Source organism: Methylobacterium sp. Leaf87 (assembly GCF_001422775.1).
Taxonomy (GTDB): Bacteria; Pseudomonadota; Alphaproteobacteria; order Rhizobiales; family Beijerinckiaceae; genus Methylobacterium.
Genome location: NZ_LMMI01000018.1, coordinates 1 through 18,631 on the forward strand (window position 1 = coordinate 1; position 18,631 = coordinate 18,631).

General features: G+C 68.2%; 12 protein-coding genes and 1 other RNA gene. 10 read left to right on the forward strand and 3 right to left on the reverse strand.

Annotated features, from left to right (window positions below; genetic code table 11):
* Window positions 1–224: 224 nt before the first annotated feature.
* Genes ASF22_RS11540 through ASF22_RS11550 form a run of 3 tightly spaced genes read left to right on the forward strand, consistent with a single transcriptional unit; the run spans window position 225 to window position 5,277 of the window.
* Entirely contained in the window at window positions 225–923 is a 699-nt protein-coding gene (locus tag ASF22_RS11540; protein WP_056264368.1) for a response regulator transcription factor, read from the forward strand.
* The gene (locus tag ASF22_RS11545; RefSeq protein WP_056264286.1) at window positions 923–2,380 is read left to right on the forward strand and encodes a HAMP domain-containing sensor histidine kinase; all 1,458 of its coding nucleotides are present in this window, start codon (window positions 923–925) and stop codon (window positions 2,378–2,380) included. Before ASF22_RS11540 ends, ASF22_RS11545 begins: the two co-directional genes overlap by 1 nt.
* Window positions 2,377–5,277, forward strand: coding sequence for a bifunctional [glutamine synthetase] adenylyltransferase/[glutamine synthetase]-adenylyl-L-tyrosine phosphorylase (locus ASF22_RS11550; protein ID WP_056264289.1), 2,901 nt, complete (start codon window positions 2,377–2,379; stop codon window positions 5,275–5,277). The genes ASF22_RS11545 and ASF22_RS11550 overlap by 4 nt, the downstream gene beginning before the upstream one ends.
* A gap of 54 nt (window positions 5,278–5,331) precedes the next feature.
* Here ASF22_RS11550 and ASF22_RS11555 read toward each other — a convergent pair whose 3' ends face one another.
* Together ASF22_RS11555 and pepN are read right to left on the reverse strand one after the other, a co-directional pair.
* Window positions 5,332–7,707 (reverse strand): PAS domain-containing sensor histidine kinase, encoded by a 2,376-nt coding sequence (locus tag ASF22_RS11555; protein WP_056264291.1) that lies wholly within the window; start codon window positions 7,705–7,707, stop codon window positions 5,332–5,334.
* 193 nt (window positions 7,708–7,900) lie between these two features.
* Window positions 7,901–10,534: an aminopeptidase N gene (pepN, locus tag ASF22_RS11560; RefSeq protein ID WP_056264294.1), complete on the reverse strand. Its 2,634-nt coding sequence runs from the start codon at window positions 10,532–10,534 to the stop codon at window positions 7,901–7,903.
* A gap of 165 nt (window positions 10,535–10,699) precedes the next feature.
* Between pepN and ASF22_RS11565 the strand changes: the two genes are divergently transcribed.
* Entirely contained in the window at window positions 10,700–11,140 is a 441-nt protein-coding gene (locus ASF22_RS11565; RefSeq protein ID WP_056174190.1) for a VOC family protein, read from the forward strand.
* Between the two features lie 44 nt (window positions 11,141–11,184).
* Here the strand turns inward: ASF22_RS11565 and ASF22_RS24525 are convergent, their stop codons facing one another.
* Window positions 11,185–11,361, reverse strand: coding sequence for a hypothetical protein (locus ASF22_RS24525; RefSeq protein WP_200918899.1), 177 nt, complete (start codon window positions 11,359–11,361; stop codon window positions 11,185–11,187).
* A gap of 185 nt (window positions 11,362–11,546) precedes the next feature.
* On the opposite strand from ASF22_RS24525, the gene rnpB reads away from it, so the two are divergent.
* The 6 genes from rnpB (at window position 11,547) to ASF22_RS11595 (ending at window position 18,611) form a co-directional block, all read left to right on the forward strand.
* Window positions 11,547–11,949, forward strand: an RNA gene (gene rnpB, locus ASF22_RS11720) — RNase P RNA component class A.
* A 378-nt stretch (window positions 11,950–12,327) separates the two neighbouring features.
* Window positions 12,328–13,371 (forward strand): 16S rRNA (cytosine(1402)-N(4))-methyltransferase RsmH, encoded by a 1,044-nt coding sequence (gene rsmH, locus ASF22_RS11575; RefSeq protein WP_056264301.1) that lies wholly within the window; start codon window positions 12,328–12,330, stop codon window positions 13,369–13,371.
* A complete protein-coding gene (locus ASF22_RS11580) occupies window positions 13,368–13,799 on the forward strand; it encodes a hypothetical protein (protein WP_056174196.1) in 432 nt (143 codons plus the stop codon). Before rsmH ends, ASF22_RS11580 begins: the two co-directional genes overlap by 4 nt.
* A 53-nt stretch (window positions 13,800–13,852) precedes the next feature.
* On the forward strand, window positions 13,853–15,676 hold the full coding sequence (locus ASF22_RS11585; protein ID WP_244472939.1) for a penicillin-binding protein 2: 1,824 nt from the start codon (window positions 13,853–13,855) through the stop codon (window positions 15,674–15,676).
* Window positions 15,673–17,142 (forward strand): UDP-N-acetylmuramoyl-L-alanyl-D-glutamate--2,6-diaminopimelate ligase, encoded by a 1,470-nt coding sequence (locus ASF22_RS11590; protein WP_056264305.1) that lies wholly within the window; start codon window positions 15,673–15,675, stop codon window positions 17,140–17,142. Before ASF22_RS11585 ends, ASF22_RS11590 begins: the two co-directional genes overlap by 4 nt.
* 8 nt (window positions 17,143–17,150) lie before the next feature.
* Window positions 17,151–18,611, forward strand: coding sequence for a UDP-N-acetylmuramoylalanyl-D-glutamyl-2,6-diaminopimelate--D-alanyl-D-alanine ligase (locus tag ASF22_RS11595; protein WP_056264371.1), 1,461 nt, complete (start codon window positions 17,151–17,153; stop codon window positions 18,609–18,611).
* Window positions 18,612–18,631 lie beyond the last annotated feature (20 nt).

The following is an 18,631-nucleotide window of genomic DNA, read 5'->3' on the forward strand; positions in this document are numbered from 1 at the left end:
CGCCGCCAGACCTGCACAGCACATCACATCCCCTCCAGACGATCACACCGAACAGGCCGCCCCACAAAAGGGCGGCCTGTTCGCGTTCGCGGGGCGGTCGATGACCAACTCGTTATGCAGGCGCCAAAATCCGCTCATGGGTGCCATCCTCTCCTCAATCGAAGAGGGGAGGGGGCATGGGATACGCTTCACCGTCGCATCGCGAGACCGTATCGTTCGACGTCATGCGACTGCTCATCATCGAGGACGACCGCGAGGCAGCGTCCTATCTTGCCAAAGCCTTTCGGGAAGCCGGTCACATGCCGGATCTTGCCCATGACGGCCTTGACGGCTACGCCCTTGCCCGCGAGGGCGATTACGATATGCTCATCGTCGATCGGATGCTTCCAAAGCTCGACGGTCTGTCCCTGATCCGGTCCCTGCGCGAACAAGCCGTGACCACGCCGGTGCTGATTCTCTCGGCCCTCGGTCAGGTCGACGATCGGGTGAAGGGCCTGCGGGCCGGCGGCGACGATTACCTTCCCAAGCCCTACGCATTCTCCGAACTGCTCGCCCGCGCCGAGATCCTGGCACGTCGTCGATCGGCGCCGGCCGGAGCCGTCGAGGTCACTCATTACCGGGTCGGCGAACTCGAACTCGATCGCCTGTCGCATCGCGTCGCCCGCGCCGGTCAGGAAATTATCCTACAACCGCGTGAATTCCGGCTGCTCGAGTACCTCATGCGCCATGCCGGTCAGGTGGTGACCCGGACGATGCTGCTCGAACATGTCTGGGACTATCACTTCGATCCGCAGACCAACGTCATCGATGTTCACATCTCGCGCCTGCGCGCCAAAATCGACAAGGATTTCGACCGGCCCATCCTCCACACCGTACGCGGCGCCGGCTACGTCGTGCGTGCCGACGAGGCACGCGGCGCCTGATGGCGGATGACGTGGCACGGTCCGGGCGTTCGGCCGGGCGGCGCGACCATGGCCGGCTCCAGAACCTATTCCGGACCACGGCCTTCAAGCTGTCCTTCGCCTACCTGCTCATCTTCACCACTTTCGCCTTTCTGGCTCTCGGCTACGTCGCCTGGAACGCCAGCCGGGTTCTCGACGATCAGATGGTGTCGACCATCGAAGCCGAGATCAGCGGCCTTTCCGAGCAGTATAAGTCCGGTGGATTGCGGCGCTTGATCTCGGTGGTCGAGCGCCGCGCCGGCGAGCCGGGGGCTTCCCTCTACCTCGTGACGACGCCCGCCGGGGAGCATGTGGCCGGTAACGTCGGTGCCTTGCCGGCTGGTCTCCTCGCCGAACCCGGGCAGACCGAAGCGGCCTACGCCCGTGGTGGCTCATCCAGCCTCGATCACCGCGCGATCATGCGGATCTTCACCCTGCCGGGGGGCTTTCGCTTGGTCGTCGGTCGCGATGTCGAGGAGCGTGACCGCCTGCGCTCGGTCATCGGCGGCACCTTCGGAACCTCGCTTCTGCTGGTGATCCTTCTCGGTGTCGTCGGTGGCTGGTTCGTGGCGAGCCGCGTGCTGAAGCGCGTCGACGCCATGACGGAGACCACCCGGCGGATCATGGCCGGCGACCTCGGCGGTCGCTTGGCGGTGGCCGGCAACGGTGATGAACTCGACCGTCTGGCTCGCAACCTCAACGAAATGCTCGAGCGGATCGGCGAGCTGATGCGGGGCCTCCGCGAGGTCTCCGACAACATCGCCCACGATCTCAAGACGCCCTTGACCCGCCTACGCAACCGCGCCGACGAGGCGCTGCGTTCGCCCGCGAGCGCCGCGGACCTGCGTCTCGCCATGGAGGGCGTGATCGAGGACAGTGACGGCCTGATCAGGGTTTTCAACGCCCTGCTGATGATCGCCCGCCTCGAGGGCGTTTCCGCCCACGAACTCATGGCCGAGTTCGACGTCGGCACGACGGCCCGCGAAGTTGGGGAACTCTACGAGGCCGTGGCCGCCGAAGAGGGCCTGTCCCTCGACATCGTCACGACGGGGGACTTGCGGCTCATGGGCAGCCGCGAACTCATCGGGCAAGCCCTCGCGAATCTCATCGACAATGCGGTCAAGTATGGAGCGATGAAGGAATCGGTTCCGAACCGGGATGGCGGGTGCATCCGCATCTCCGCGGAGCGCATCGGCTGTGCGATTCGCGTTGTCGTCGCCGACCGAGGGCCAGGCATCCCGGCGGAGGCGCGCGGCCGCGTCCTCGATCGCTTCGTCCGCCTGGAGGATGCGCGGTCCCGGCCCGGATTCGGCCTCGGGCTCAGCCTCGTCGCTGCCATCGTGCGCCTGCATCAAGGGACGCTGGTGCTCAACGACAATGCCCCCGGCCTCGCCGTCGTGGTAACGCTTCCGGCCCTCGCCGTGGGAGACCCCGCATGACCGAGCCTGGCAGCCTCCATCATCGCTTGCGACGGGCGCCGCCCTTGATCGACCCGGAGGCCGCCGCCGGGCGCCTCGCCGATATCGAGGACGCGTTTCCGGCCGGATTCCTCGACGTGCCCCTGCGGGCCCTCGTCCTCGCGCTCGCCGAACAATCCCCGTTCCTGTGGCAGGCCGTGGCGCGTGACCCGATCCGGTTCGCCGATCTGGTGTCGCGGGCGCCCGAGGCCGCGAATGCCGATCTCGTCGCCCGCCAGCGCGCCGCCGGTGACGGCGGCGACCTCGCCGCCATCGCCCGCGCCCTGCGGGTGAACCGCACCGAGCACGCCCTCCTCGTGGCATTGGCCGATCTCGGCGGGCTCTGGCCCCTCGCCACGGTGACGGCGGCGTTGTCCGACTTCGCCGACGCGTCGGTCTTGGCCGCCACCGATGCGCTCCTCGCTGAGGCGGCGGCCGCCGGGCGCTTCCTGCCCATCGATCCGGGCGACCTCCAGGCCGGGTCCGGCCTCGTCATCCTGGCGCTCGGCAAGCACGGCGCGGGCGAGCTGAACTACTCGAGCGACATCGACCTCGTGGTGTTTTTCGATCCCGCCGTCGCCCCTCTCAAGGGAGGGCTCGCGCCGACGTCGTTCTTCACCAAGCTGGCACAGGGCATCGCCAAGCTCCTGCAGGAGCGCACGGCCGATGGCTATGTGCACCGCGTCGATTACCGCCTGCGCCCCGATCCGGGCTCGACGCCGACGGCCGTATCCCTCAACGCGGCGTACCTCTACTACGAGAACCTCGGTCAGAACTGGGAGCGGGCGGCCTACATCAAGGCCCGGCCCATTGCCGGCGACCTCGCCCTGGGCCAGCGCTTCCTCGACGACCTGCGCCCATTCGTATGGCGGAAATACTTCGACTTCGCCTCCATCGCCGACGTCCACGCCATGAAGCGGCAGATCCACGCCGTGCGCGGGTACGACACCCTCGCGGTGGCCGGGCACGACATCAAGCTCGGGCGGGGCGGCATCCGCGAGATCGAGTTCTTCGTCCAGACTCAGCAACTCGTCTTCGGCGGACGCCGGCCTGCCTTGCGCGGGCGGCGTACGGTAGAGATGCTTGCTACCCTCACCGACGAGGGCTGGATCGACGCCACCGCCCGCGACGAGCTCGCGGAGGCCTATGAGTTCCTGCGTACCGTCGAGCACCGCATCCAAATGGTGCGTGACGAGCAGACTCAACGCCTGCCGTCGGAGCCCGGCGAACTCGAAAGCTTCGCGCGCTTTGCCGGGTTCGCGACGCTCGCGGGCTTCGAAGCGTCGCTGCTGCATCATGCCCGCCGGGTCCAGGCCCATTACGCCTTGCTGTTCGAGGCCGAACCGGACCTGTCGTCGGCGGTGGGCGACCTCGTGTTCAGCGGAACGGGTGACGATCCCGCTACCCTCGCGACTCTGCGCGCCCTCGGGTTCCGCGAGCCCGAACGCGCCGTCGAAACCGTACGCGGCTGGCATTTCGGGCGGCGGCCGGCCGTGCGTACCGCCCGGGCCCGCGAAGTCCTGACCGAGCTCGTGCCGGCGCTGATGCAGGCGCTCGGTGGAACGACCGATCCGGATCTGGCCCTCGATACCCTGGACCGGGCCTTCGCCCGTATGCCTGCGGCGCTCGAACTCCTCACCATCCTACGCTCCAACGAACGCTTGCGCCTCCTGTTCGCCGATCTCCTCGGTACCGCACCGCGCTTGGCCGAGACCGTCTCGTTCAGTCCGCATGTGCTCGATGCCGTGCTGGAGCGGGATTTCTCGGCGCCACCGCCTGAGCCTGGCGGCATCGCCGCGCATTTTCGGACCTTGCTCGGGCAGCCGAGCGACCACGAGGATTTCCTCGATCGCAGCCGAGATGCGGCGCGGCACCTGCGCTTCCTCACCGGCGCGCGTCTCCTCTCCGGCATTCTCGCGCCGGTGGAGGCGGGACGGGCCTACACCGCCATCGCCGACACGGTGGTGGGGACTGCGTTCGACCGGGTGTCGCAAGCCTTCTTCGCCGAGCACGGGGCGGTACCAGGGGGACGCCTCGCCGTGTTGGGGCTTGGGCGCCTCGGGTCGTGTCAGCTCACGGCGGAATCCGACCTCGACCTCGTCGTGGTCTATGACTTCGACTCCGAGTCCCGCATGAGCGCCGGGCCGCGCCCCCTCGATGCGGCGGTCGCCTACAATCGGCTGACGCAACGCCTCGTCGCCGCGCTCACCGTGCCGACCCGGCGCGGACATCTCTACGAGGTCGACCTTCGTCTGCGGCCCGGTGGCGGGCAGGGGCCGGTGGCGGTGCAGCTGCGCAGCATCCGGGGCTACTACGATACCGAAGCTGAGCTTTGGGAGCACATGGCCCTGACCCGTGCCAGGATGATCGCGGGTGATGCCGAACTCGGCGCAGAGTTGATCGCGATGATCCGATCCATGGTGACACGGCCGCGGGATCCGTCCGAAGTCTTTGGCGACGTGCGATCCATGCGGCGGCTCGTGGCCGAGGAGAAAGGTGATGCGGGGCCCCTCGATCTCAAGCTCGCCCCGGGTGGCCTGCTCGACCTCGACTTCCTGGCCCAGGCCCTCGTCCTTGCGCACGGCAGCCGGTTTCCGGATCTCGCCGGCCCCGCTGCAGGCGATGTGCTGGCGCTGGCAGCGGGGCATGGCCTTCTAAAGCAGACCGAGGCCGAGCGCCTGCGGACCGCCTACCGCCAGTTCGACGATGTCCTGCATTGGCAGAGGCTGATGGTGGCGGGCGACCCGGCCCAGGGTTCCGGGGTCGCCCTGACGCGCCTGGCCGTGGCGCTGGGCATGCCGGACGCCGCTCATCTGAAGGTTCAGCTCGACGAGCGGCGCGCCGATGTGCGCAACCTCTTCGATCGGCTTCTCGCCTGACGCAGAGGCCCGAGGCGTAGCCGCGATCGTCGAACGACGCGCGCCCTCAATGGGTCAGCTCGCGGCCGGCTCCATCCAGCCCCGGCGCGGCGTCGCCCCCGCAGCGTCCCGCAAGGATGCGACCGTTTCCTGCGAAGCTTCGAAGGCCACATCGCGTAGGCGCTCGGGCGTCGGCATGGGCAGGCGCACGAACACGATGGTGCCGAGACCCTCCTGGGAGCGCAGGCGAAGGGAACCCCCGTGCAACTCGGCCATGGACCGGGCGATGGCGAGGCCGAGGCCCGAGCCCTTGTAGGTGCGGGTCAGGTTCGTCTCGACCTGCTGGAACGGAGCGCCGAGGCGGCGCAGGGCTGCCTTGGGGATGCCGATGCCCGTATCCTCGATGAAGATGTTCACGGCATCCCCCATCGGCCGGGCCTTCACGACGATCCGCCCATCGCCTTCCGGCGTGAACTTCACCGCGTTCTGAACGAGGTTGAGCAGGATCTGGTGCAGGGCGCGCTCGTCGGCCAGCACCGAGAGGCCCTCGACCAGGTCGACATGGATGCTGAGGGATTTCGCCCGCGCCGGCTCGGCCACGAGCTTCAGGGCCGCCTCGATGGCTCCCGGCAAGCCGATCTCGCGGCGTACCAGTTTCACCCGGTGCGATTCGATGCGCGACATGTTCAGGATGTCGTCGATGACCGACAGGAGGTAATCTCCACTCGCACGGATGTCCTGGCAGTAATCCGTGTAACGCGACGAGCCGAGGGCTCCGTACACCCCGGTTTCCATGAGTTCGGCGAAGCCCATGATCGCGTTGAGCGGTGTGCGAAGCTCGTGGCTCATATTGGCGAGGAACTCGGATTTCGCCTGGTTGGCCGTCTCGGCCTGGGCCTTTTGATCGAGGTAGCGCTCTGCGAGGTCGGCGAGTTGCTGAGTCTGGAGTTCGAGGGTGCGGCGCGACCGCTTGAGGTCCTTCACGGTCGCGATGAGTTCGCGCTCGGAGGCCACGAGTTGTTCCTGGTGGCGCTTCAGACTGGTGATGTCCGTACCGACGGAGACGTAGCCGCCATCCTTGGTGCGGCGTTCGCTGATCTGGAGCCAACGGCCGTCCGTGAGTTCGGCCTCGAAGGTACGGGCGGTTGCGCCCGAATGCTCGAGTTCGCGCATCTCGCGACGGATCGGCGGAAGCACACCGCGGCCCATGATCTCGGCGTAGCGCCGCCCCGGAACAGCATCCTCGTGACTCAGGGCATGGAGATCGCGGAACTTCGAATTGCACAGGACGAGACGGTTGCCGGTGTCCCAGAGGACGAACGCCTCGGAAATGGCCTCGACGGCGTCGCGCAGGCGCATATCCGCGGTGGCGTTCAGTTCGGCCAGGTTGCGTTGCTCGGTGACGTCGAGGGCGATGCCGACGAGATGGCGACCGCCGGCCACCGTGTCCGGTACGATCTCGGCCCGCATCCGCATCCAAGTCCAGACGCCCGAGGCGGACCGGATCCGGAACTCGTGGTCGACGGTGGACTGGCTCGCGGCGAGGTGGCGCGCCAAGCTGTACAGGTCACCGTCATCGGGATGGACCAGGGCGTTGACGTCGCCGAAGGACAGGAACTCGCGCTCGCGGCGATAACCCAGCAAGGCGTACATCGAGTCCGACCAGTAGATCCGCCCACGGGGGATGTCCCAGTCCCATAATCCGCACCGGCCGCGTCCGAGCGCCGTATCGAGGCGCTGCTTGATCTGCTCGCACACTCGATCGACCGCATAGGCCCGCCGAGTCTGCAGGACGTATGCAATACCGGTCCCGACGATGACCAGGGCCGCCGCCCCAAGCAGGATCACGTGGTTGCGCATCCTGGCGTTCCAGGCCGCGGTCACAGCTGCGATGGGTTGCAGGACGGCGACCTGACCGCGTCCGTTCGGCAGACTGCGAAGCGCAGCGAGGGCCGGGGCGCGGTCGGCGAGATCCAACGTCATCACCCCCGCCCGCTCCCCGAGGGTCGTGAGCGCCTGCATCTCTCCGAGGTGCTCCGTGAGAGTACGGCTTCCGGCCCAGGGGGGGGCGGACGCGACGATGCTGTCGTCGGTGCCGACGATGAGGATCTGTCGGCCGAGCGGCAGAAGATGCGGCGGCAGAAGTGCTGCGAGACGACCCTTCATCGCGGCCTCGTCCGTGTCGCCCTGGCCGAGGGACGCCGCGACAAGCCGGGTCAGTGCGTCGATCTCAGTGACCGCACGCCCGAGAGTATCCTGGCGCTGTGCATTGAGATGGAGGCATTCCACCGTCGCCAGGCAAGCGAGGAAAGCCGCCAGCAGGGCCGGAAGGGCGACACGCAGCCAGGTTTCCGCCCGCACGAACCGGATGTGCGTCGTGGTCTGTGGGCGATGGATGCCGAGGATCGTATCCGCACGCGCGGAGAGGGAAGCGGAATCCGCCTCCAGCATGATATGTCTCCGCAGCTATGGTGAAACGTCTGGGAAGCGTGACCGTGTCGCGCTTCGAATCGCATTCATAACACCATTTTCACGGCCGAGTTGTCCACGCTTTTTTATGCTTCTGTTAATCCTGACAGGAGACCCATCTGCGTGCAGAGAAGCTTGGTAAGTACTGGAATACCTGTTTCTCTACAACGGCTTGTCAGTTGTCAAGCATCCGCCCGACGATGTCGGAAACATCGCGGGACAGGTTGGCAAGTGAGCCGATTGCCGCAAGCGAGCGTTCCGCCTTGGCGTGGCGTTCCGGTTCCAGCATTCGCCAGGAGCCGAAGCCTGTGAGCAGCTTCGCCGCGATCTGCGGATTGGTCGCATCGAGGGTTTCGACCACCTCGGCCAGGAACGCATAGCCGGCCCCGTCCGGCCGGTTGAACTGGGTCGGATTGCCGACGCTGAAGCTGCCGACGAGGGAGCGCACCCGGTTGGGATTGGTCATGGCGAAAGCCGGGTGCGCCTGCAGGCGGCGGATCCGTTCCAGCGTGGTGTCCTCGGGGATCATCGCCTGGATCGCGAACCACTTGTCGAGCACCAGGGGCTCGTTCCGGTAGCGCTCGGCGAAAGCCGCGAATGCGGCCTCCCGAGCCGAGCCTGGGATCAGCGCCAGCACGGAGAGGGCGGCGAGGCGGTCGGTCATGGTCGTCGCGGCCTCGATCTGGGCCTGCGCGAGGCTGATTCCGGACTGCGGGTCGGCGACCGCGATGAGGTCGAGGGCGACGTTGCGCAGGGCCCGGCGTCCGGCTGAGACCGCATCCGGTGAGAACGGCGTACCGGCCGGGTCAGCGAGCGCGTCGCGCAGGCTTGTCAGGTGCGGGTACAGGCCCTGCCCGAGCTGCAGCCGCAGGGCCGTCCGCGCCCGGTGGATCGCATCCGGGTCGATGGCTTCGCCGATTGCGTTGGCGATGTCGCCCTCGCTCGGCACGGTGAGCACGAGGGCCGCATAGGCCGGATCGGTCAGGGCTTCCCCGTCGAGGAAGGCGGCGAGGGCCGCGACGAGACCATCCTGCTCCGGCGGCGGCACCGGGGAATCGGCCCGTGCGTCGGCGACGAGGCGAGCCATGGCGACATCCTGCGCCGCCTGCCACCGGTTGAACGGGTCGGTGTCGTGCGCGAGCAGAACGAGGCGGTCCGCATCGGTGATAGTCTGAACCACCCGCACGGGTGCGGAAAAGCCTCGGAACAGGGACGGAACCGGAGCCTCCGACACACCCGTGACGGTAAGACTGTCGTCGGCTCGCTCCAGGATGAAGACCCCGTTCTGGACGCGGTCGCAGGCCGCCGTGTTGAGGGGGCCGCCAGCTCCGACCAAGCCCAGCGCCACCGGAATGACGAGCGGTGGGCCCTCGCGGTCGCCGCGGAGTTCCTGCCGGAACCTTAGGGTGTAACTGCGGGCTGCCGCGTCGTAGGAGCCCTCGACGGTCACCACTGGGGTGCCGGGCCGATCGTACCAGCGCGCGAAGGCGCTGAGGTCGCGTCCAGAGACCGTCGCGAAGGCGCCGAGGAAATCTTCCACCGTCGCCGCGGTGCCGTCGCACGCCGCGAAGTAGTGATCCATCCCCTGGGCGAACGTATCCGTGCCAAGCAGCGTGCGCAGCATCCGCACGATCTCCGCACCCTTCTCGTAGACAGTGGCCGTGTAGAAGTTGTTGATCTCGGCGTAAGCTTGCGGGCGCACGGGGTGGGCGAGCGGTCCGGCATCCTCGGGAAACTGCCGAGCCCGCAGGGTACGGACCTCGCCGATGCGGTGCACCGCCCGCGAGCGCATGTCCGACGAGAATTCCTGATCACGGAAGACCGTCAGGCCCTCCTTGAGGCAGAGCTGGAACCAGTCCCGGCAGGTGATGCGGTTGCCCGACCAGTTATGGAAGTACTCGTGCGCGATGATCGCCTCGATGGCGGCGTAATCCGCGTCGGTGGCGGTCTCGGGGCTGGCGAGAACGTAGCGATCGTTGAAGATGTTGAGGCCCTTGTTCTCCATGGCGCCCATGTTGAAGTCCGACACGGCGACGACGTTGAACACATCGAGATCGTAGGCACGGCCGAACGCCGTCTCGTCCCAGGCCATGGAGCGGATGACGGCATCGAGGGCGTAGGCGGCGCGGTCCGCCTTGCCGGGCTCGACATAGATTCCGAGGTCGACGGTCCGGCCCTCGCTGGTCGTGAACCGGCCGCCGAGCCGGTCGAGGCGTCCGCCGACGAGGGCGAACAGGTAGGCGGGCTTGCGGTGGGGATCGTGCCAGACGGCGTAGTGCCGACCCGGTCCCGCTTCCCCGGCCTCGATGGGGTTGCCGTTGCCGAGCAGCACGGGCGCGTCGGCCCGGTCCGCTTCGATGCGGGTTGTGTAGACCGCCATCACGTCGGGGCGGTCGATGAAATAGGTGATCCGCCGGAAGCCGTCGGCTTCGCATTGCGTGCAGTAGACGCCGTTCGATCGATAGAGACCCATGAGCCGGGTGTTGGCGGTCGGATCGATCCGCGTGCGGATCGTCAGAGTGAAGGGTTCCTGCGGCGGCTGCGCCAGGATCAGGGCGGTTTCCGTTATCCGGTACGCGTCCGGCGCGAGGGCGACCCCGTCGAGATCGAGGGACAGCAGCGTCAGATCCTCGCCGTCGAGCACCAGTTCGGCCCCTGCTCGGCCGGCCGGGTTGGGCCGGAGCGCAAGGGTCGCCCGAACCTCCGTCGCGTGGGGGTGCAGGAGGATGTCGAGGCCGACCCGGTCGATGAGGTGATCGCTCGGCCTGTAGTCGGCGAGCCGGATCGGGATCGGGGTTTCGGTGCGCATGGAAGCCTCGCCTGTCGCAGGCCTCCCTCTTGAATCGCTTCCGTCCCGGGCGCAACGCGCGGTCGGTGCAAAGAACCGTTGCGCGAGAGACCAACGCAGATCCGTGGCGTTGACGGGACTCGCACGGCCACCACATAGGCCGCACCCTCAGGAGAATTCACGACGATGCGTTTTCTGCACACCATGGTCCGCGTGGCGGACCTCGACCAGGCGCTCGCCTTCTACGTCGATACGTTCGGCCTCACGGAGGTCCGCCGCGTGGACAACGAGAAGGGTCGTTTCACCCTCGTCTTCCTCGCAGCGCCCGGCGACGCGGCGACAGCCCGCGAGACCCAGGCGCCGGTGATCGAACTGACCCACAACTGGGACCCGGAGACCTATTCGGGGGGGCGCAACTTCGGCCACCTCGCCTACGAGGTCGACGACATCTACGCCTTCTGCACCAAGCTGCAGGAGGCGGGGATCACCATCAACCGGCCGCCGCGCGACGGCAACATGGCTTTCGTGAAGTCCCCCGATGGGATTTCCATCGAGCTGCTGCAGAAGGGTGACGCCAAGCCGCCGCAGGAGCCATGGGTCTCCATGGAGAACACCGGGTCCTGGTAGGTCCCGGAAGCCCGCGAGGCCGATGGCCTCGCGGCACCCCGATGTCAGTCGGCGCCTGCCTCGGGGGCGGGCGTAATACCGAGTTCGGCGAGTTTGGCCGACACGGTTTCGATGGGCCGCTTGAGCCTGAGGCTGATCACCGAGATCGGCACGCGTTCTCGGGCCAGACTCCGCAATTCCTGAACCTTCTCCAGTGTCCAGGCCGTCTCGTCGGTCGCCATGGTCACCTCCATCTGGTGAAGCCAAGTGGTCCGGGGCCGGCCGCGCGGAGGCGGCGAGCGCCTGTCTTTAGATTTAGCGCCCGCGTCCGGATGCGCAACCGCTCCCCGTAAATCCAAAGTCGGCGTTCCCGAATGCCGCCGGGCGCTTGACCTCATGACGGTCCGCGGCGCACATCCGCCTCGGATCAGTCGGCCGGGCGGCCGCTCCGGACCTCGCGTCCGGGGAGGAAAGTCCGGGCTCCATGGAGAGACGGTGCCGGATAACGTCCGGCGGGGGCGACCCCAGGGACAGTGCCACAGAGAGCAGACCGCCCTGTTTCACACAGGGTAAGGGTGAAAGGGTGCGGTAAGAGCGCACCGCGGACGCGGCAACGCGGACGGCATGGCAAACCCCACCGGGAGCAAGACCGAATAGGGGCGACACGATGGGCTTTGCGGCCCGTCAGGCTTCTCTCCAGGCCCGTCGCCCGGGTTGGTTGCTCGAGGCGCATCGGCAACGATCGTCCCAGAGGAATGGCCGCCACGTCAGGGGGACCCTCACGGGTCGTCCGGGCCCTACAGAACCCGGCTTAAAGGCCGACTGATCCACGCTGGTTCTGAGTTGTGGCACCCGGCAAAACACGAACACGCGGCAACGAAAAACTTACCGTCGGTTAACCTTGCTGAGGTCTGATCGGACAGGGCCAATGCGTTGCGGCCCCGTTCGTTGACGGCGCTCAGAGGCCCATGGTACCCCGATTCATCCCGTCAACGGCGATTTTCGGATCGACGGACGCAACCCGAGACTTTCGGGGCGGCGTCCCTGCAAGCGGTCGCGCTGCGCGCCGATCCGGCGATGTCCCGTCTCTCCGCGCCGCTTCACGGCGGCTCAGACTCTTGGAAGGGACGCATGCGCGGCCTCATCCCCGTCGCGTCTTCGACGCCCCCGTTTCCCGTGCTCCGCACGTTGGTCGAAGAGGCCGGGCGATGAAGCGCGTGCGCGAACCCAGACCTCCCAACGACGGGACGCCCCACGTCCCGGTGCTGCTCGCCGAAGTGCTCGCCGCCCTCGATCTGCCGGACCGGGCACTCGCGGTGGACGGCACCTTCGGGGCCGGCGGCTACACACGCGCCATGCTGGAGGCCGATCCGTCGGTTCACGTGCTCGCCATCGACCGCGATCCCGGCGCCATCGCGGACGGAGCGCCCCTGGTGGCTTCCTCGGAGGGGCGCCTCACCCTGGTGCCGGGCCGCTTCGGCACCCTCGATGGGAGTGTTCGTGATGCCGGTTGGGGGCAGGCCGATGCCGTCGTCCTCGATATCGGCGTCTCGTCCATGCAGATCGATCAGGCCGAGCGCGGCTTCTCGTTCCGCCACGACGGTCCCCTCGACATGCGGATGGAGCGCACCGGGCGCAGCGCCGCCGACATCGTCAACGACGCCGAGGAAGCCGATCTCGCCGACATCATCTACCATTACGGCGAGGAGCGCCGCTCCCGCGCCGTCGCCCGTGCCATCGTCGAAGCGCGTCGCAAGGGGCGGATCGAGACCACCGCGGCCCTGGCCGAAGTGGTCGCCAGCGTGGTCTGGGCCGATCCGGCGAGCGGCATCAATCCGGCGACGCGGACCTTTCAGGGCCTGCGCATCGCGGTGAACGACGAACTCGGCGAACTCGTCCAGGCCCTGCACGCCGCCGAGCGCATCCTGCGTCCCGGCGGGCGCCTCGCCGTGGTCACCTTCCATTCCCTTGAAGACCGCATCGTCAAGCAGTTCTTCTCCGCTCGGAGCGGTCGGACGGCACAAGGCTCGCGCCACCTGCCGAGCCTGGAGGTGCCGGCACCCCGCAGTTTCATGGCCGTGACCAAGGGCCCTGTGCTGCCTTCCGAATCCGAAATCCATGCCAACCCGCGCGCCCGTTCGGCCAAGCTGCGCGCGGTGGAACGCACGGACGCGCCCGCGCCCGCGCCCCTGGCCGCCATCGAGGCCCTCGCTTCCCTGCCGGAGCGGACAGTCAGGAGCGCACGCCGGTGATCCGTCTGCTGAACGTCATGGCGGTTCTCGGGCTCATCGGCTCGGCGATCTACGCCTACTCGATCAAGTACGACACCCTGTATCAGGCCGGGCAGGTCTCCAAGGCCCGCAGCCAGCTCCACCGCGAGCGTCAGGCCATCGCGGTCCTGCGGGCCGAGTGGCAGTTGCTGACCCGGCCCGACCGGCTTCAGGCGGCGGTGGCGCGCCATCTGGCGCTTGAGCCCATCGGCACGTCCCATCTTGGGCGCCTGTCGGACCTCCCGGCGCGTCCCGAGCGCGGCGACGAAATCGGTCGACTGCTCGCGGCGACCGCGACGCCGAAGGAAAAGCCCGGTCTGAACGAGCCGCGCACCACCGGCTCGATCACGACCCGCACCGTGACCACCCGCACGACGACGACCAGAACCCCGACAACGGCTTCGAGGTAGCACCCGTGTCGCAAGACGTTATTCCGGACGCCGCTCCGCCCGAGGCCGAGTCGATGCGAGAGCACGAGTCGCTGCCAGGGGCCCTGGTCGAAGTCCCCGTGGCGGAGCCGCCTCCTCCAGCGCCGCGCGGAAACCGCGTCGTCGCCCTGGCGCGGGCGATGTTCCATCTCGCCATCGAGCGGAGCTATGCCCGCGTCGGTCTCGTCGGCCTTGGCTTCGCCGCCGTGTTCGCGACCATCGGCGTGCGCCTGGTCTATCTCGCGGCGTTCCCGGAGACGGACAACTCGGACAAGCGCGTCGCCGCCTCCGCCACCACGGCGATCCGGCCCGATATCGTCGACCGCAACGGCGAGATCCTGGCCACCGATATCCGCACGGTGTCGGTCTTCGCCGAGCCGCGCAACATCGTCGACAAAGACGAGGCGGTGGAACTGCTCACCGCCGTCCTGCCCCAGCTCAACGCCAACGACCTGCGTACCAAGCTCTCGGCCCGCGTCGGATCGACCGGCAAGGAGAAGGGCTTCGTCTGGGTCAAGCGCGAGATCACCCCGAAGCAGCAGGCCGAAGTCCACCGCCTCGGCATCCCCGGCATCGGCTTCCTGCCCGACCACAAGCGTGTCTACCCCAACGGGGTCGCGGCGGCCCACATCATCGGCATCACCAACCTAGACAACCTCGGCATCGCGGGCATCGAGAAATACATCGATACGCAGGGCAACAAGGCGCTCAACGAGTTCGGCCTCGTGGCGAAACAGACCGACCTCAAGCCGGTGCAGCTCTCCATCGATCTGCGGGCGCAGTTTGCGCTCCGCGACGAGCTCGCCTGGGGTGTCGATCACTTCAAGGCCAAGGCTGCCGCCGGCATGATCCTCGACGTGACCACCGGCGAGGTGATCGCGCTGGCATCGCTCCCGGATTTCGACCCCAACGACCCGGCAGACGCCCTGTCGTCCGACCGCATCAACCGCATGAACGTCGGCGTCTACGAGATGGGGTCGACCTTCAAGGCGATGACCCTGGCCATGGCGCTCGATTCGGGCAAATACAACGTCAATTCGACCTTCGACACCCGGGGCGGCGTGCTGACCTGGGGCCGGCAGAAGATCCACGAATATCACGGCACCAACCGCACCATCACCATGCCGGAGGTGTTCACGCACTCGTCGAACATCGGCTCGGCCAAGATGGCCCTCGGCGTCGGCGTGCCCGGTCACAGGGCGTTCCTGAAGAAGATGGGTCTCACCGACCGTATGCGGACGGAACTGCCGGAGAGCGCCGAACCCATCGTTCCCCAGCGCTGGACCGAGATCAACACCATCACCATCGCGTTCGGCCACGGCCTCGCGGTGGCGCCGCTCCAGGCGGCCGCGGCGGTGGGTGCCATCACCAATGGCGGCAACCTCATCGTGCCGACCTTCCTCAAGACCACCGAAGCCGAGGCCCTGAAGAAGGCGACCCGGGTGCTCAAACCCGAGACCAGCGAGGCCATGCGCTTCATCATGCGCCTCAATGCCGTCGAAGGTTCGGCCAAGAAGGCCTCGATTCCGCTGTACTACGTCGGCGGCAAGACCGGCACCGCCGAGAAGGTCATCCACGGGCGCTACGTGAAGAACCGCCTGTTCACCACCTTCATGGCCGCCGCGCCCATGAACGCTCCGAAATACCTCTTCGTGACCATCATGGACGAGCCCCAGGGCCTCCCGGAATCGGGCGGCTACGCCACCGCCGCCTGGAACTCTGGCGTGGTCACGGGCCGCGTCATCGAGCGCGTTGCCCCGATCCTCGGCCTGCCGCCGCAATTCGATCCGCCGGTGAAGCCGTTCCCCCTGATGGTCAAGCTCGGCGCCTATCACGCCACCCAGGTGGACGGACGATGACCGGGGCCACCCTCGGCAGCCTGTTCCCCGAAGCGGCCGGCGATGCGACGCCGGTCTCCGGACTGACGGCGGATTCCCGCAAGGTCGAACCGGGCTTCGTGTTCGTGGCCGTGCCCGGCACGGTGGCCGATGGACGTCGCTTCGTCGCTGGCGCCGTCGCGGCGGGCGCCGTCGCGGTGGTGGGGGAGGGCGACCGCCCGGCCGGTCTCGACCTGGCCTGTCCTTACGTCGCCGTCGACGACGTGCGGCGGAGCCTGGCCCTTGCGGCGCGCAACTTCTCCGGCCGGCAGCCGACCCGCATCGTGGCCGTCACCGGCACCAGCGGCAAGAGTTCGGTCACGGACTTCGTCCGTCAGATCCTGTCGCGGCTCGGATGTGAATCGGCCAGCCTCGGCACGGTGGGCATCGTCACCAACCGGGGCGCCACCTACGGCTCCCTGACGACGCCGGACCCCGTGACCCTGCAGGCGACGCTGGCGCGGCTGGCGGCCGACGGCATCACGGACCTCGCCGTGGAGGCCTCCTCCCACGGCATCGAGCAGCGCCGCCTCGACGGCGTCGAACTCTCCGCCGTCGCGTTCACCAATCTCGGGCGCGACCATCTCGATTATCACGCCACCCTCGACGATTACCTCGCGGCCAAGCTGCGGCTGTTCACGACACTTGCCCAGCCCGGCATTCCGGCGGTGATCAACGCCGACGGCGCCTACGCCAAGGTGGTCATCGCGGCCGCCCTGGCGCGGGGCTTGAGCCTGCGCACGACCGGACGGGCCGGCGAATCCGTTCGGCTCCTCGCCGCGCGGACGGAGGGCTTCTGCCAGCACCTCGACGTGCTCGCTCCAGGCCTTGGCGGACAGACTCAGTATGCGGTGCGCCTTCCCCTTGTCGGAGGGTTTCAGGTCGAGAACGCCCTCCTCGCCGCCGGTCTCGCCCTGGCGACCCCGGCCGGCGAGGCCGATCCGGCCGGCGTGATCGCAGCGCTGGAACATCTCACGGGCGTGCCCGGCCGCATGGAGCGGATCGGCGAGGCGAACGGCGCCCTCTGCCTCGTCGACTACGCCCACAAGCCGGAAGCCCTCGAAGGCGTCCTCACGGCGTTGCGTCCGTTCGCGACGGGGCGCCTCGTCTGTGTGTTCGGCTGTGGCGGAGACCGCGACCGGGGCAAGCGCCCGATCATGGGCGCCATCGCGGCCAAGGGCGCCGACTGGGCGATCGTCACCGACGACAACCCGCGCTCCGAGGATCCGGCTGCGATCCGCGCCGAGATCCTGGCGGCTGCGTCCGACGCGACTGAGATCGGCGACCGCGCCGAGGCGATCCGTACGGCCGTCCGGGGTCTGTCGCCCGGCGACGTCCTCGTGGTGGCCGGCAAGGGCCATGAAACCGGCCAGATCGTCGGCACAACCGTCCTGCCGTTCTCGGACCACGACGTGCTCCGGGCGGCCATCGCGGAGCGTGCGGCATGAATTCCCCCCTGTCCGACGTGCCTCTCTGGACGGGGCAAGCCCTCGAGGCCGCCACCGGCGGGACCCTGCACGGTGACCCGAAGCCCATCACGGGCGCCTCCATCGACACGCGCAGCCTGCAGCCGGGCGACCTGTTCTTCGCCATTCGTGGGGAGGCCCGCGACGGCCACGACTTCGTGCGCGATGCCCTGTCGCGCGGGGCCGCCGCCGCCGTGGTCGCGGCCGATCGCGCGGCGGAATTCGGCGGAGCCGGTGCGGTGCTGGCCGTCTCGGGCGCGAGCGACGACCCCGTCCTCGACGCCATGCGGGCGCTCGGCCTCGCCGCCCGCGCCCGTACCAAAGCCGGTATCGTCGCGGTGACGGGGTCGGTGGGCAAGACCGGCACCAAGGAGGCCCTGCGCCACGTGCTGTCGGCGCAGGGGCGCACCCATGCCTCCATCGCGTCCTACAACAACCACTGGGGCGTGCCCCTGACGCTCACACGCATGCCGGCCGACGCCGATTACGGCGTGTTCGAGATCGGCATGAACCACCCCCGGGAGATCGTGCCGCTCGCCGCCATGGTCCGGCCGGACATCGCCCTGGTGACCACCGTGGAGCCCGTGCACATCGAGCACTTCGCCTCGCTGTCGGCCATCGCCGACGCCAAGGGCGAGATCTTTTCCGGGCTGCGCGCCGGCGGCACCGCGATCCTCAACCGCGACAACCCGAGCTTTTCGCGATTGCTGGCGCACGCGCAGGCGTCCGATGCCGGCCGGGTCGTCAGCTTCGGCGAGCACCCCGAGGCCGATGTCCGGGCGCTCCGCATCGTCCTGCGGCCCGACCTCTCCGTGGTCGACGCCGTGGTGATGGGGATTCCGGTGACCTACCAACTCGGCACCCCGGGACGGCACACGGCGATGAATTCGCTGGGCGTCATGGCGGTGGTCCACGCGCTCGGGGCCGACCTCGCCATGGCCGCCCTGTCGCTGGCGGCACTCCGGCCGCCCGTGGGGCGCGGCGAACGCACGGCCTTACGGATCGGGGAAGGCGAGGCCTTCCTTGTCGATGAGAGCTACAACGCCAATCCGGCCTCCATCCGGGCGGCTCTGGCCACCCTTTCGGCCATCGAGACCGGCCCGCGCGGACGCCGCATCGCCGTTCTGGGCGACATGCTGGAACTCGGGCCCGCCGGTGCGGACCATCACCGCGACCTCGCCGACGCCGTCGAGAAAGCGAACGTCGACCTCGTCTTCACCGCCGGCCCGCTCATGCGTCACCTGTTCGAGGCGCTTCCCTTGAGCCGACGCGGCACCTGCGCGGCGACCTCGGGCGAACTCCTCGATTCCGTGCTCGGCATCCTGCGGACCGGAGACGCCGTGATGGTGAAGGGATCCAACAGCATCCGCATGGGCCGGATTGTCGAAGCTCTCAAAGCCCGGTACGCGAACCCCGGACAAGCTGCGACGGCTCAGACGGTCGTTCGCTGAGACGCCCGCTCACGGCCGGG